Source organism: Paenibacillus sp. sgz302190 (assembly GCF_059820445.1).
The window spans coordinates 66,009-82,038 of sequence record NZ_JBZYAO010000003.1 but is presented as its reverse complement, the minus strand read 5'-3'; the positions used below and the strand labels follow the sequence as shown (position 1 = coordinate 82,038).

Genomic DNA, 16,030 nt, shown 5'->3' with positions numbered 1-16,030 from the left:
TCAACTCACACAGTACGCCACTCCATCTTTTTGAAGTGCAGATTGTAAAACCTCGTTAAAAGTTTTCAGTGCCCGTTGTAATTTATTTTCACCTAATTCAGTAATTCCAGTATAAATACCTCTGCGATCGTCCTCACATATATGTCTTTCCAGGGCCCCGCAGTTTTTGGCTTCCATTCTTACTATAAGCCTCGATACAGCGCTCTGGCTTAAACCAACCATTTCTTGCAGCTGCTGTAACCGCAATTCCTTATGTTCTGATTGAGATATGAAATACAGAACGTAAAACTCTTTCAAAGATAAATCATACTGTTGTTGCAGCGCTTGTTCCAGTTCATCGTTTATGTTGGAGTGAATTTGAGTCAAAGACAGCCAAGTATCCAAAAGTCTGTTTTTCGCTTTCAACTTCAGCACACCCGATCTATATAAAAGTATACTTTTAGAAAAATCCCTTATGACCGCATTTCATAAACCAAAAGCTCGATCCAAAGCCTAAAAAGGCATGAATCGAGCAGAGGCAGATGCTGCTTATTGTACATTAGTGCTGATGGAATATTTTAGAAATCACTTTCCATTCGCCATTTACTTTCAAAAGAGTATGGTAATCCGTATATACAACCCCTGGACCTTCCAAAATGACACGAACAACAGCAACAGTGACTGCGACGTCCAGAACATCAATTCTATATTGGAGATCTTTTGCAGGCCCCAACTGATCGATTAAATCATACAAGTTTTGAATGGATCCCGCACTGAGGTTGCCGTCGTTTGTGTAACCATACATAATTGCGTCATCATGGAAAGTCGATTTCATGACTTCACTTTTCCCTGAAATGTTACCTTCAATATAGCCTTTCAGTGCATTGACGATTTCTTCATAGTCTTTCAATGTCGTTCTACTCATTTTGTTCATTTCTCCTTTTAGATGTTATATGCATGTGCATGCAACTAAAATAGTAAATGTAACCTTTTATTTTGTCAAGCGGGAAATTTCGTGGGATTCTGATTGATGCCAGCCCCATCATTACAGATAAGAGCATTAGCCAAGGCATCTCAAATAACCCTTGATACCAATTGAGTGCTGCCAGGCAAACCCGGCGGTATGTGAGATATGTCACTTATTGTTCACTATGCAGACCGCCGGGACTTTCTTATACTTAAATTGACATTTTCAATACAAAAGGAGATAAAGCCCGCATGCTAAGAACACCACTCGGCCGGTTCAGAATAATCGGCTACCTCGAAGGCATCTCATACTTAGTGCTTCTGTTTATCGCCATGCCCCTAAAATATTGGGCCGAGATCCCGGAGGCCGTCGCGTTTGCCGGAACTATGCACGGCTGGTTGTTCGGCATCTACGTGCTCGCCCTCGTTTACGTGAAATTCGCCGACCGCTGGAGCTACGGACTGACGATCGTTGCGTTCCTGGCGTCGCTGCTGCCGTTCGGCAACTTCGTGCTGGACGTCCGCTTGAAGAAACGCGTGCGGAGCCGATGATCTGCGCGAAGCAGCCTGCCACCGCCGCTAACCCGAGTCTTCCGGATGAGAGATACAAATACGCAGAAGACTGTCGCTAATGTGCCGCGACAGTCTCTTTGTTAATTCATATTTTACCATTCCTGATTTACAAGATATTGATACCTTCTACTGAGGTTCATAGGACAGACTCCTGGCTGCCTTATTCGCAACATACTGAATATCTTTACTGTCGATGATGCCATCCGGCTTTAAGTCAAACTGCTCTTCATAGCCCGGCTGGCCTTTCTTTAAACCGTTTTTTTGCGATATGAGGAAAAGGTCGCTAAGCCCTACCTTGCCGTCATGATCGAAATCCCCGCCGCCGATTGCGATGTTGAACGAGGCTGCCGATAAATTCTGCTGCTGCCCTTTACTGTCCGTTACCGCTGATTCCGGCAGCAGATTAAGCGCTGTTTCACCGTTTTTGAGTGCCGTGAAACTCAAGGTGGTTAAACCGATGCTGCCGTTCTTGCCCGGCACAGCTCCCAGCTGCACGCCGGTCAGCTTCAAGAGTCCCGCGGCCGCTTGGTTGTCCTTGCCGAACACAGCGGTGACGTTCTCCGCGCCGAACTCGCTGCTGTAGGCAATCTTCGTCAGCTTCAAGCGGCTCGTATCGTACTGCAGCTTCAGCAAGAACGCGTACAAGTCCTTGGCGTCGTTGGCGCGTATCTGCACATCGATCGTGGAGCCGACTTCGGCAATTTCAGAAGCGGATGTAAACGTGATTCCCGCAGTCTGGGCCGGGACACTGCTGAGTGTCGTCACACTCACACTCGGATTGCCTGTGCTGGCATTGCCGGCCGCATCCAGCGCAACTACAGAAAACGTATACGTTGTTTTCGGAGCCAAGCCGGCAGCCTGGTAGCTGTATACGGATCCGCTCACGGTATCGATGTGCTCGCCGTTTCGGAAAATTTGGTACTGGCTCACGCCTACATTATCCGACGCCTGCGGCCACTGCAGCTTCGCGCTGCTGTAGGTTACGTCCGACACGGAAAGCTGTGCGCCGGCCGGCCAAATGGGAACGACATTATCGCCGGCCGAAACCGGTGGTGTCGTAACCGATGCCGCCGGCTTTACCGCGCTTTTGTTGCCGGCCGCATCAACGGCTTCTACTTCGAACCTATACGTTGTGTTCGGCGCAAGTCCGCTTACGTAGTAGCTGCGTATATCGCCGCTGACCGTATCGAGCAGGACGCCGTTTTGGTAAATATTATAAGTAGTCACGCCAACATCGTCTATAGCAGGCTGCCACTGCAAGCGCGCGCTTAGTCCAGTGACATCGGCCGCCGTAAGCACATCCGGTGACGGCCATGCCGGCGGAGTCGAATCTCCCGGGGTTAATTTGATTTCGAATAGATCTTTACTAACGGCTCTGTACCACTTGCCATTTACGATCTTGGTTCTGCCTCTGGATGATCCCAAATAAACAGGCGTCTCATCGTGCGGCGTGCGTATATACAACTGATTGGAATGCGTGAACGAGAACGTACCGTCCGCCGCAAGGTTATCAATCTGTGGCTTATTGGTAAAATAGTAGGTCGCCTGAGTCACTGTGCCCTCTGGAGACTGCAGGTAAATTTGCTGTGTTTGCCCCTGCAATTCCTTTGTAAACGCGATCCAGCCTTGATTGATTTCGTAATCAATTTGAGATGAATTAGAGCTAAGCTCTGTCTTGGTGCCATTCTCTATTTTGAAAATACTGCTGCCTCCTCGTTGATAAACGACCACATTTCCATCCCATTTCGGCAAATGGCTATCGTAATCTTTGTCTTGAACGACTGTTTCTGTCTGGCCATTAGAGCGATAACGGTAAATGTTGTACTTCTGACTCTCATCTGCTCTACTAACGTATACAAATTCTCCATTTGCCGCTAGATTCTGTTCGAATCCTTTAAGTGCGACCTGTTCATCCGTTACCGTATTTATCTGAATACCAGAGGGGTAGAGAAAGTAATCGCCTTTAATTTGCATTAGGTCTGTATTAGAGCAGCAATAATCTTTAGATTCGATCCCGGTAAATGTCAGTTTATTGTTTTTCCAAGTATACAGCCTGGTTTCTATATTTGCGGTGCTTTTGATCAAAAGAGCTGCCCCACCCGCTGTTAGCTTGGCCTCAACCACATATTCCTGGGCTAATGGCTTCACAAGTGTAATCTCACCGGTAGAACGATTTTTAATATATAAACCGGAATTGTACACTTTGTACAACAGGCGATTGTCATCAAAGTCGAGAATTTCCCCTTCTGCCTGGTCGACCTTGTTTAATCGATCGCTAATCTCGGCATATATGGTTGTGTCATATTTGTTAATTCGTGGAAACGGGCGCCCGTCAACATAATTATTATCATAGACCGCAATATAAAGCTGAAGAGCTTTACCTGCATAATCCGTAACATCAAACCAATGATCGATAACTCCATTGCCGGTAGCCGTCCCAACCACTTTAAAATCATCTATGCTGAACAATTCCACCTTAATCTCAGGCACCGAAAAATCATCCGTTGCCTTCATACCGATATGAAGCTTGTTCGATGTAAGGACAGACTGATCTTTCGGTTCATCAATGGTCAGCACCGGCGCCGAGTCGTATTTGATTGCTCTGGTCGCCTGTGCGGATTGATTGATCTGATTCGTTGCTGTAACCACAAGTGTCTTGTTGCCTTTCTCGAGTCCTTCCAACGGAATTTCGCCTTTCCATACGCAATCATACTCACGCCGGCACTCTTTTTGTAGAGAAATCTCTTTGCTTTCAACTTTTGCCTTAACGGTCTTGATCTCAATATCCGGTGGATTTACTTCCGCCTGGACAACGAAATTAGTATCAACAGGGATAGGGTCTCCTGCTGTCTTTGGTTCGAGGATTTTGACACTGATCTCCCCGGCAGCATAGGTGCTGCTTGAAAATAATAAACTGACCACGATAGCAAACAACAAGCTGAACACACTTAAACCGAGAATATTTCTTCTCATACAATTTCCACCTTTCGATTTATTATCCTTTCGCCGCCTTATTGGCAACATACTGAATATCTTTACTGTCGATGATACCATCCAGCTTTAAGTCAAACTGCTCCTCGTAGCCCGGCTGCCCTTTCTTTAAACCATTTTTTTGCGATATGAGGAAGAGGTCGCTAAGCCCTACCTTGCCGTCATGATCGAAATCCCCGCCGCCGATTGCGATATTGAACGAGGCTGCCGATAAATTCTGCTGCTGCCCCTTGCTGTCGGTTATAGCTGACTCCGGCTGCAGCGTAAGCGCCGTTTCACCGTTTTTGAGCGCCGTGAAACTCAAGGTCGTTAAACCGATGCTGCCGTTCTTGCCCGGCACAGCTCCCAGCTGCACGCCGGTCAGCTTCAAGAGTCCAGCGGCCGCTTGGTTGTCCTTGCCGAACACAGCGGTAACGTTCTCCGTGCCGAACTCGCTGCTGTAAGCAATCTTCGTCAGCTTCAAGCGGCTCGTATCGTACTGCAGCTTCAGCAAGAACGCGTACAAGTCCTTGGCGTCGTTGGCGCGTATCTGCACATCGATTGTGGAGCCGACTTCGGCAATCTCCGAGCCCGAGCTGAAAGCTATTGCAGCGGCCGAACCCGTATCTTGCGTGAGTGTTGTAACGCTCAAGCTTGGATTATCCACACTGGCGTTCCCTGCTGCATCAAGCGCCACCGCGGAGAATACATAAGTGGTTTGCGGAGCCAAACCGACAGCCTGGTAGCTGTATACCGATCCGGCAATGGTATCGATTAATTCATCGTCGCGGTAAATTCGGTACTGAGTTACGCCTACATTATCGAAGGCCAAAGGCAATTGGAACGTCACTGTGCTGTAGGTGAGACCAGTAACAAAAAACTCAGCACCGGCAAACCATTTCGGAGGAATGGTGTCTTTGGTTGAAACGGGAGCTGTACTGAACGTTACACTCAGCCTGGGGCTTTTATTGCCGGCATCGTCAAAAGCTTCGACCTCATACGTATATGTCGTATTCGGGGTAAGCCCGTATACGACTATGTCAGGCTCATAACGAGCTCTCGTCGTCACCAGGCTGCCGTTTTGATAGACGTTATAGCCGATCACGCCCAAGTTGTCTTCAGCGGGCTCCCACTGAAGAAATGCAGTTTGCGCTGTGATGCTCGATACCTTCAGTCCACCCTGTGCAGGCCACGTTGGCGGAATGGTATCCGAGACTATTTGCTTGACCTTAAGAATTTCTTTCCCGTATGCCGCGTACCATGTTCCATTCAAATTTTTCGCGTTCCCTTGATCGGAGCCTAATTGGACCGGTGTTACATTATCAGGTGTACGAATGTATAATTTGTTCGCATTCGTAAGCGTAACGGATCCATCCGCCGCCAATCGATCAAGGCGAGGATTACCCGTAAAATTGTAGGTCAGTTGAGTCACCGTACCTTGAGGCGTTTGCAAAAAGATTTGGTTCGTACCTTCATTTGTTCTTCCCGGAAAAGCGACCCACCCCTGATTGACCAAGTAATGATCGGAAGAAGTTGAAGCGGCCACCTCCGAAACCGATTGGTTCGACTGTTTGATCAGCTTTCCGTCCGAACGGGTATAGATCAAGGTGTCACCGTCCCAAGCAGGATCAAGGCTCGAATAGTTGGGATCTTGGATAAAAGGTTCTATCTGATTTTTGGCTGCAAAACGATAAATGTTGGTTAGGCTGCTTCCGCCAGGTTTATAATCAAAAACAAATTGCCCGTTAGCAGCAAGGCTCGCTCTTCCGGCATTTTTGACAGATTTGTCCACTTCACCGGTTTCCGTATTTATCCAAACTACTTGATCTGACGGTATTGGAATCAGTGCATACTTTCCTTCTATTTGCATGACGTTTGAATCAGTGCAGCATCTCTCGGTGAACTTGACATCCGTGTCGGTAAGCACACCGTTTTTCCATATGTAAATTCGGCCATCCCTGGTCGAGGTATCTAAAAGCCAAAGAACGATAGCCTCCGACGTAAGTTTGGTTTCAGTTATATGACCGTAACCCTTGTAGACAAGCGTACTCTTGCCCGTAGAACGGTTTTTCACATACAGCGAACCGTCGCTTATTTGTCTGTAAAGGATTTGGGTATCGTTATAATCAATAACGATGCCGTCGGCTTCATCCGCTTTTACAAGCGATGCCCCCGACACGACATGATAAGTGTAATACCCTCTAAACCGTTCCAGTGAATTTACTCCGTCCACGTAATCGTATACTTCCACTTTCAACTGCATCGTTTTCCCCAGATAATCCTTAAGGTCAAACGTATGCTCCAAGCTCCCTTCCCCGATTAAGGTCCCGAATCCGACTCCATCTTGTACAGAGAGCTCCATGTAGATCTTCGGAACGGAACGGTCATCCTCCGTTGTAACGGTGACTTTAAATGGACTTGATGCATCGATCACAGATTGGTCCGCAGGTGCGACAGTCACCTCTGGGGGAGCGTCATGGACAAACTTAAAAGACGCTTGTCCCGTTCGATTCAATTGATTGGTCGCTTCTACGATAAGCGTCTTCTTCCCTTTTGCCAAACCATCCAGCGAAAGTGTCCCTGTCCACATACAAGATTCACAATCTTGTTGAAGAGCGGTCTCCCTATCATCCACTCTGGCGATAACAGTTTTCAGCTCACTGTCGGACTTTACTTGAGCGCTGATCTTCAAGTCCTTGTAAAACGGATCTCCTTCAAGTGGGGTAGATTGATTCAGGTACACGATCGTAACGCGAACCTCTCCCGCCGCATTCGCACTTCCTGCAAAGATAAAAGCGGAGAACACAACGAACAACAGACTCAGCATGCTTTTTAACATTCAAATCCCACCTCTTTTTGATACGTTTCGTATCATTATTGTCAGACTTATTTTACAACATTTTCCCAACTAATCACACTATTCGATATAGATCGAGAAAAACCTCCTATTTTTTGTTAATAAATTTATAATAATGACAGGTCGATAAAAACCACTTCGCAGAATCTAATGATCGTCGGCACCGGACTTTGCTTATCCACTGCCGCGGATATACAAACAGAAGCTCCCATCGTCACACATGGCGTATGACGATGAAGGCTTCCGGTTGACTTAGTTGATCAGCTTGGCTTGTACCAACATCCGTTCGATGATGGCTGCCGTTTCCGCTCTGGTAATGCTGCTGCCGGGGAGCAGTTTCGCTCCTGCGGAGCCCTCTACCAGCTTATTTTTGATAGCGGCCGCCATCTCTTGCTTCGCCCACTCCGACACAAGGCTGCGGTCGGCAAACGGAGCGAACGCTTGCTGCTGCTCTTGTTTGTCGGCGCTGGCGTCAAGGCCGGTCAGCTTCATTGCTCTGGCGATCATGACCATCGCTTCTTCGCGGGTAACGATGTTCTCCGGATGGAAGGCTCCGTCCTCGTATCCGTTGATAATACCGTATTCCCGCGCTTTTTCCACTGCGCCTGCGAACCAATCGCCGGATTTCACATCGGTGAACGACAAATGGCTGCCGTCCTCCGCCAAGCCGAGGGCCCGAACGACGATTGCCGCAAGCTCTGCACGGGTAATCGCAGCATCCGGACTGAAGCGGCTTTCATCCGTTCCCTTGATTACCATACGGGATGCCAGATCATGAACAGCCGCTTTCGCCCAATGCCCCTGCAGGTCGGCAAATGTCACCGGATGCGAGATCAACGAGTAGGCGCTGTTGGTCAAACTGTTAATCACCGCGTAATATTTGCCGTCACGGTTCGTAATATAAGTCGGAACATGACGGGTAGTTCCGCCCGGCTCGATCACGATAGCCGTTGTCACTTTATCCGGGCTGACGCCTGCAGGCAGCGGAATCTCACGTTCCACGTAGGAGCTGAATTTGCCCACGGTTACGGTTCTGCCATTGTACGAAGCCGTTACCGTGAATTCTACAGGCTGCACCACGACGGAGAACCGTTCTTTTTCCGACCTGTTCTGAACATCCTGAACCGTCTTCGCATCACTCTTGGTAATAGCTACCTGTACAGAGATATCTGTGAGCTTGACTGAGCTGCCAAGCTGCTTGGATACTTGGTCAATCACAATTTCCGAAGCAGGCAGCTTATAGTTGGCGTGTGGAGTCTGAACTTCCAGGAGCGCCTGCTTGTTCTCCATAGATTTCACCGTGTCTCCTGTCAACAAGACGATGACGCCGTCCGATGCCTGTGTTACCGGAATGACCACATGTGATTTTGCAGCTTCTTGGGCCAGCTTGTTTTGGAGCTTGAAGCCGTCGATTGTCGCCTTAATGACAGATCTTCCATCCTGCTTCACCATTTCGCCTGCTGCAAGCTGTTCCGCATTCCGTCCGTTGACGCTTGCCGGAATGTCGATCTTCGTATCCGGATTGGCTGGCGTAGTACTTGGTGAAGTGGAAGGCGAGCTGCTGTTGTCCGCTTTATCCTTGGTAATGGCAATAACATAAGCGGTTTTGGTAACACCGTCCTGCGCCGTCACTTCTACGGTCAGACTAGTGGTCTCCGAGACTAAACGGATCGGCGGGCTTGCCATACCGCTTGTTATGGATACACCGTTCACCTTCAAGGTTGCAGCCGGATCATATACCGATGCGGTTACCGTTACGCTGTCCACACTATTTCCAACCTGGGCTTGGTAGGTTAAAACATCTTTGTTAAATACAGGTTTCAAGGTGCCGCTGCTAAGCGCCAGGGCCGTCAAGTCCGAACGATGCGACACAGTCCGACTCAAAGTAAAGTTCACGCCGGTCGTCGCTCTGTCTTCCGTCACACTTATGTTCCCTACACTGCCGCTCTCATAACCGCTCTTAACCGCCGTGACGGTATAGCCCGTTCCAGCCGGAACGCCCGGTATGACGTAGCTGCCGTTCATCGTTGTAGTGGCAGAGTATACTGTTTGATAAACGGACAGGCTTACGGTCGCCCCCGCGATCGGGATTGCTCCGTCGGTGACCGTTCCGCTGATGGAGCCTGGTATAACTACAACGGGAATCGCGGTCAGAGCAAAGTTCACGCCGGTCGTAGCTGTGCCATCCGTTACGCTCACGTTCGCCGCACTGCCGCTTACATAACCGTTCTTGGCGGCTGTGACCGTGTAGCCCGTACCTACGGGAATTCCGGTTATGGTGTAGCTGCCGTTAGCCGCTGTAGTTGCCAAGTACAAGCTTTGGTTGACTGTCAGGCTCACGGTTGCTCCCTCAATCGGGTTCGTCCCGTCTGTTACCGTTCCGCTAATCGCACCCAGAAGAGAAGTTAACGTGACGTTCACTCCCGTTGTGGCTGCATTTGGCGTTACGCTCACATTCCCGACACTGCCGCTTGCATAACCGTTCTTGCTGGCTGTTACGGTATACCCCGTACCTACCGGGACTCCGATGAGGATGTAGCTGCCGTTTGCCGCTGTAGTTGCCGAGTACACGCTTTGGTTAACCGTCAGACTTACGGTTGCCCCTTCAATCGGGTTCGTCCCGTCTGTTACCGTTCCGCCGATCGTGCCTGGAAGTGCAGCCAACGTGACGTTCACTCCCGTTGTGGCTGCATCCGCAGCAACGTTCACATTCCCTGCGCTGCCACTCTCATAACCATTCTTGCTGACTGTCACCGTATAGCCCGTGCCTACCGGGACATCAGGGATCGTATAGCTGCCGTCCGCCAGCGTAGTTGCGGTATACACGCCTTGGCTTCCCGTCGTCAGTGTTACGACAGCTCCCTGGAGCGGGTTCTTTCCGTCTGTGACATTACCTTTAACCGCACCTTGGTCCGCAAGACCTTCTGCGGCAAGCGCCGTAATTTCGTTGGAACTCAAAGCTCTCGTATAAATACGGAAGTCAGACACTTTACCTTTGTAATACTTATCGCCACTGCCGCTATATGCAGGTCTGCCGATATAATTTGCAATGGTGGATTCGATATCTTTGGGCAATACGGTCAAACCCGCAACCTGCCCGATCTGCTGTCCGTCCTCGTACAGCGTTGCTGTGGTTCCCGAGATCTTGTAGACGATGTTCTTCCAGACGCCCCGATTAAGGAGCGCACCCTTGCCCGCAGACTGTTCATCCGTGTACCAGTTTTTCGTGATCGAGCCCCTGAAATAACCGCCCCACGTAGACTCCAGCAGTGCCAAGTATTTTGTGCCGGCAACAGCAGCGGGAGCGTTCGAGAAGGAGTAGATCCAAGCAGTATCGACGATTGACGGATCCATCTTCATGTTCATGGATATGGTGATATCCGATAATCCCGCTAACAGGCCATTAGGCATCTGTACGGAATCATCCGAGCCGTCGAAGGTTAACGATCCGCCATGCTCATCGGATGCAGCAGCGCCTCCGAGCAGCGTACCGTTATTGCCATTCCCGGACCAGTCCGTTACAACTGTGCCGTTTGCCGCATTGTTATCGAATTTATACCACAAAAGCTTATCCGTCCATTGGGCATACAAGGTCATATCGCCGGTAACGAGCGTACTTGCCGTAACCTGTGTGCCGCTTCCATCCGGCTTCGTATTCCAGCCTGACAAGACATAACCAGCTTTGGTCGGCTTCGTTGTAATCGAACCCACCGGTCCGTTTACAATGATCGTCTTTGCTGCCGGGATCGCTTCCGTGTCTCCGCCATTCTTGTCAAAGGTCACCGCATAATAGGTGGATGACAAAGGAGTCAAGGCCATGGTGCCGGAAGTGGTTTTATTGGATGCTATGCTCATATTCGTCAGGCTTGCGTTTCCGTATCCTGCTTTGCTTGCCGTTACCGTATAGCCTGTGCCGACAGGAATATTGCTGATCGTGAAACTTCCGTCTAACGCCGATGTTGCGGAATATTCAACTCCGCCAACCGTCAGGCTTACTTTGGCATCTCCCTGCGGATTCGTTCCATCGGTTACCGTACCGGTCAAGTTACCGATTTTGTTGAAGAAACTGAGCCGTTTGTTAAAATCAAAATTATACGTAAAAGCGTCCTTGCTTCCGGTCAGGTTTGTCAGGTCAAACACCGTCCGGTCGGCTTCACTCATGGATGCCACCCACGGAGAGTAGGTTCTGAAGTTCAGGTGGTTGTTGCCTTCGTCGAACTCCATCAGTCTGAGCCATCCGTTGCCTCCGTGATAATACGACTGATAGTCAACCAGCATCTCGAGAACATCGTTTCCGCTGGCGTTCTTCACAGTCCGGTAATTCGTACCGTGATTGTGACCGGAGATAGTCATAAACACCTGATTATTGTTTTTAACCAAATTATCGAATATCGATTGTCCGTTGCCCGATACGCCGGAATCATAGTCGGTAGTGTCGTAACTAAGCACGCCAGAGCTGTCCAAGATGAGAATTTGGTGCGAAACAAGAATAGTAGGAATTTTCGGGTTGTCCCTTAATATACCCTGTGCCCATGACAAATCTTGTTTGAAATTGTACCCGTCGACGCTGAGGATCAAGTACTTATAGCTGCCGGCCTCAAAGATGGCGTAGGAGCTGTATCCGCTCGGCGACCCTCCGTGCCAGTAGGTCTTGTTGGCAAATCGGCTGCTTCCGAAGTAATTATTATAAACACTGGAGCCGCGCGAGTCATGATTGCCCCTCATCGTGATATAAGGCGCTCCTGCCGTATCCAGCTTGTCGAAGCCGGCAGCGGCGGCCTTCCACTGTGCAACTTGATCGTATTGGTCTACGATATCCCCGAGCGACACGGTCATTTTGATATTGTTGTCCGTGTGATGGTCCGCAATCCAACCCAGCTCACTGCTAAAAATCTCCGGCTGATACCTGACCATATTTTGGGTGTCCGGTAAAAATGCAAAGCTGTACGTACCGCTATTGCTGACAACCGGCGTGTTATTATTGTTGCCGTCGATAATTCCATCGGTATCAAAATTCGTGGTGATCCATTGGCTCTTATCCAATGCGTTCGCCGTAATCTTGATTTCCTGAATGGTTCCTGCAAAAAGCCCGTCAAGCGCACCGTTCCATTCGGACGCCCCGATATTCCATCCCTTGCCGCTATTGAGTGCAATACCATTCACTTCGTCGGAAGGATTACGGAAATCGGTGACACCGTCGATATAGATTTTTGATTTGTGACCATCATTTACGACGGCGGCATGGTACCAGTTCTTTGCACTATCCAGAGCGAAGGACCAGGCATTAGGATTATAGTTCAAATTGGTCGGAAAGCTTTCCCACTGAAGCTCCCTAATATTGGATACCGACAGAGTCGTAAGGATTTCTTTTTCCCCGCCCGTTTTTCCAATTGCCGTACCCGTCCCTTGCCGGGTCAGGATGCCTGACCATTGGTTGTTGGCGGCCGTAAAGCCTTCGGGCATTTTGAACAGAACTTCAATCGTAAAACCGTTCATGAAAGTCTCGTTGTTAATCGGCGCGCCGGAAATGGTCTTCAAATACTTGCCGACCGACTGGCCGCGGAAGTTGTTAAAAATAAGGCTTTTACCATCGTCAGACCATCTCATCATGCTGGAAGCGGCTGCGTTCAGACCGTTGCCTGTCGTTACCAGCGAAAGCGTGTTGCCATAGCCGGACAGGTCTCCGATTTGCATGTCCCCATTGCTCAAGGAGCCCGAGATGACATTATCCTGACTGAATTTCCAATCCGCCAAGACCGGCGTTTGCGACAGCACGACCAGATCGAATGTTTTGGTGCTTACTGCACCGCCATAAGAAAGAGCAGCTGTTAGAGTAACCTTGCCATTGTTAGCCCCGGCCGGACGATGCACGGTTCCGTTTGGTTCGATCAGTGTACTGTCACTGCTGGACCAGCTAATCGCAGAGCCGTTTGCCCCGGTTGCAGGCAGAGTCAGGGTGCTCGTTGAAATGATGTTCGACGTTCCGAGACTGAGCGTCTGTGCATCAAGACCGACGATTCCTGCGTCACCTGTTCCCAATACCGTAACCGTAAATGTTTTGGTATCCGATGCCGTTCCTTTGGCAATCGTTGCCGTTAACGTAACGTTCGCCGTTGCGCCGCTTCGGCTGACTGTTCCATCTGCTGCTGCGACAGCAGGATCGCTGGACTGCCAGCTGACGGTACTTCCGTTCGTACCAGTTGCAGGCAGAGTCAGATTGGAGGTTACGGCACTAGTATCCCCAAGAGTCAAAGCCGTTTTGTCATCGTATACGACCCCTGCGTTTTCTTCTGCCGCTACTGCGGCAATTTCCGTCGCGCTCAAAGCTTTGTTGTAAATACGGAAGTCGGAAATCTTGCCTTTGAAATATTTATCGCCTGAATACGCCGGTCTGCCGAGATAGTTGGCGATTGTCTTCTCGATAGCGCTCGGCAATGTCGCAACGGTGCCTTGCTTTACCAGAACGCCGTCTTCGTACAGCGACGCCGTAGTGCCGGAAACCGTATAGGCAACATTTTTCCATACATTTGCCGCGAGCTTCGAGCCTTTGGAGACATTCAATTCTCCGACCCATCCGTTTGTTGCAGTGGCCACCCGGAATACGTCGCTCCCGTCCTCCACCATACCTAGATACTTTTGGCCGGTCCAAGCCGCATCAGCCGTGCCAAACGAATATAACCAGTAAGGCTTGGCATACGCCGGGTCCACTTTCACACTCATGGTAAAGCTGGCATTCGTCAAGCCCTTCAACAGTTCATCGGGCATCTTCACGGAATCATCCGTACCGTCCAGGGCTACCGCTCCGCCATGCTCGCCGGTTAGCGCTGCGCCGTTCAGCAGCGTACCGTTCTTGCCATTTCCCGAAGCATCAGGAACAGTAACGCCGTTTCCGGGATTATTGTCGAATTTATACCACAACAGCATGGAATCCTTGGCAGTAACATTATTAGCCTTGACTGTTACCACGAACGTCTTCGTTTGGCTTGCCGCTCCGGATGTAACTGTCGCGGTCAGCGTCACCTGGGCATCCGGTTGGCCGTTTGCAGGGCGAGTAACATGCGCCGTTCCACTCGCTATCGATATAACGCTGGAATCTGATGTATTCCATTGGATCGTCGCGCTGCCGTATGCGCTCGTCGAAGGCAGCAGGAAATCCGCGGTCACACCCGATGTGGCGATATTCAGGTTGGCCAGCGTACTGGAGACAGCTTGGCTATCGGAATACGGCACGTTCAAGAAGATCGGGTTGGAGTAAAACCACATATCGGTATAATTGCGTTTATTGATTTCGGTAAACCGGGTTTCGTTGTCCTTGGTCACGTTTTTCACATCAATCATCGGCTCGCCGTTGCTCGTTTCGCCAGGAATATCCGTCCCCAGATTGGTGCCTCTCAGCCTGAAGTACTGGTTCTTGCTCGCCGAACCCAATGCATAAGTAATCGTGTGATAGCCTTCGGCATCTGTCGTCCAGTCTGCGCTGGTGAAACGCTTGACGACCTTGGTCGTATCGTTGGAATCTTTGTTGTATGCATCCGTTCCCGGCTGCGCCTTGCCGGTTACATCGCCGGCAATCAGGTCTACATGATCCAGCTGAACCGGGTCGCCGTTATTGTTTTTCTCAGGGCTTTTGAACCGGATGGTCAGCTGCAGATTGTCTCCCGGTGCAGCCTGCAGCTCCTCGCCCATTCCCTTGGAGGTGCCGTTGTTTGAGATTTTGAAGTCAAGCGCGTTGATAATATCCCCGAATACAGAAAACGACTTGCCCGAACGCATGCCGCTGACGACGGCATTCATGCCGGAACCGTTAACCCACGTATAGTTCTTGGAATATTCGCCCGGATAGTATCCGCTGGAATAGGAACGCGTGCTGTCGATTTTAAAGTGATAGTCGGAGTTGGCGAAGTTCCAAAATCTGCGGCCTTCACCCAAAAGCGCATCCCACTCGCCGCCAACCTTGGCGATTCTAACGTCTGCGCCGCCGTATAAGTCGGTCGTCTCACCCCGATCAGGGGCCATCTGGTTGCCCGGCATCCCCTCAAAGCCAAACGCAACATTAGGTGCCAAATTATTGATGTCGCGAATGTCCGCAACCTTCAATTCCGAAGACGTGCCATTCTTCCTTGAAGGATGGTTGAAGAGCGCATAGCTGTTCGGATAATTGTCACGAAGCCATTGAAAACCTTTCTTCGTATCGTCCAGCGTCGAATAAGCTCTCGTTTCAGAGCTCCATGTTGCAACATCCGCGGGATCGAACAAATTGGCGGCCCGGTTTGAGAATAAATACTCGAAGTGCTGGATCGCCTTCAGCGCTTCATTCGATCCCGGCGTGTCGGTAACGATTCCGACAGAACTGTGATCCCGAGTAGGCATGTCCCACTCGAATCCGGTGAAAATCGTTTTGCCCGGGTATTTGCCGGCATCCTGGAGCTGCTTGATTTTCGGCGCTTGATATTGAGCAACACCCATGGACAACGGGATTGAACCGGACAGGGATGCTCCGGTGTCATCATGGCTCGATAAGCGCAAATGATCGGAGAGCGCCAGCCAGTCCAGACCGTTTTTCTCAAATGCATTGTCCAATACATCCGTCAACGCCGTCTTCGCGTCATCCGATTCTACGGTATGGGCATGGTACTCACCGGTCATCCACCTTCCTGCGCTTGCGGAAGTTGAGTCTGCAGATGG

The 16,030-nt window shown here is 50.0% G+C and carries 6 protein-coding genes; 1 reads left to right on the top strand and 5 read right to left on the bottom strand.

The window, feature by feature from the left end:
* A complete protein-coding gene (locus tag AC6RNO_RS05535) occupies window positions 1-405 on the bottom strand; it encodes a MarR family transcriptional regulator (protein WP_497104882.1) in 405 nt (134 codons plus the stop codon).
* Between the two features lie 133 nt (window positions 406-538).
* Window positions 539-904 (bottom strand): nuclear transport factor 2 family protein, encoded by a 366-nt coding sequence (locus AC6RNO_RS05530; RefSeq protein ID WP_497104881.1) that lies wholly within the window; start codon window positions 902-904, stop codon window positions 539-541.
* A 293-nt stretch (window positions 905-1,197) separates the two neighbouring features.
* On the opposite strand from AC6RNO_RS05530, the gene AC6RNO_RS05525 reads away from it, so the two are divergent.
* Window positions 1,198-1,497: a DUF3817 domain-containing protein gene (locus AC6RNO_RS05525; protein ID WP_497104880.1), complete on the top strand. Its 300-nt coding sequence runs from the start codon at window positions 1,198-1,200 to the stop codon at window positions 1,495-1,497.
* Window positions 1,498-1,644: 147 nt separating this feature from the next.
* Here AC6RNO_RS05525 and AC6RNO_RS05520 read toward each other — a convergent pair whose 3' ends face one another.
* The 3 genes from AC6RNO_RS05520 to AC6RNO_RS05510 all read right to left on the bottom strand — a co-directional run bounded on the left by AC6RNO_RS05520 (window position 1,645) and on the right by AC6RNO_RS05510 (window position 15,991).
* A complete protein-coding gene (locus tag AC6RNO_RS05520) occupies window positions 1,645-4,491 on the bottom strand; it encodes a fibronectin type III domain-containing protein (RefSeq protein WP_497104879.1) in 2,847 nt (948 codons plus the stop codon).
* Window positions 4,492-4,513: 22 nt separating this feature from the next.
* The gene (locus AC6RNO_RS05515; protein WP_497104878.1) at window positions 4,514-7,327 is read right to left on the bottom strand and encodes a fibronectin type III domain-containing protein; all 2,814 of its coding nucleotides are present in this window, start codon (window positions 7,325-7,327) and stop codon (window positions 4,514-4,516) included.
* A gap of 270 nt (window positions 7,328-7,597) precedes the next feature.
* Entirely contained in the window at window positions 7,598-15,991 is an 8,394-nt protein-coding gene (locus AC6RNO_RS05510) for an immunoglobulin-like domain-containing protein (RefSeq protein ID WP_497104877.1), read from the bottom strand.
* Between the last annotated feature and the right edge of the window lie 39 nt (window positions 15,992-16,030).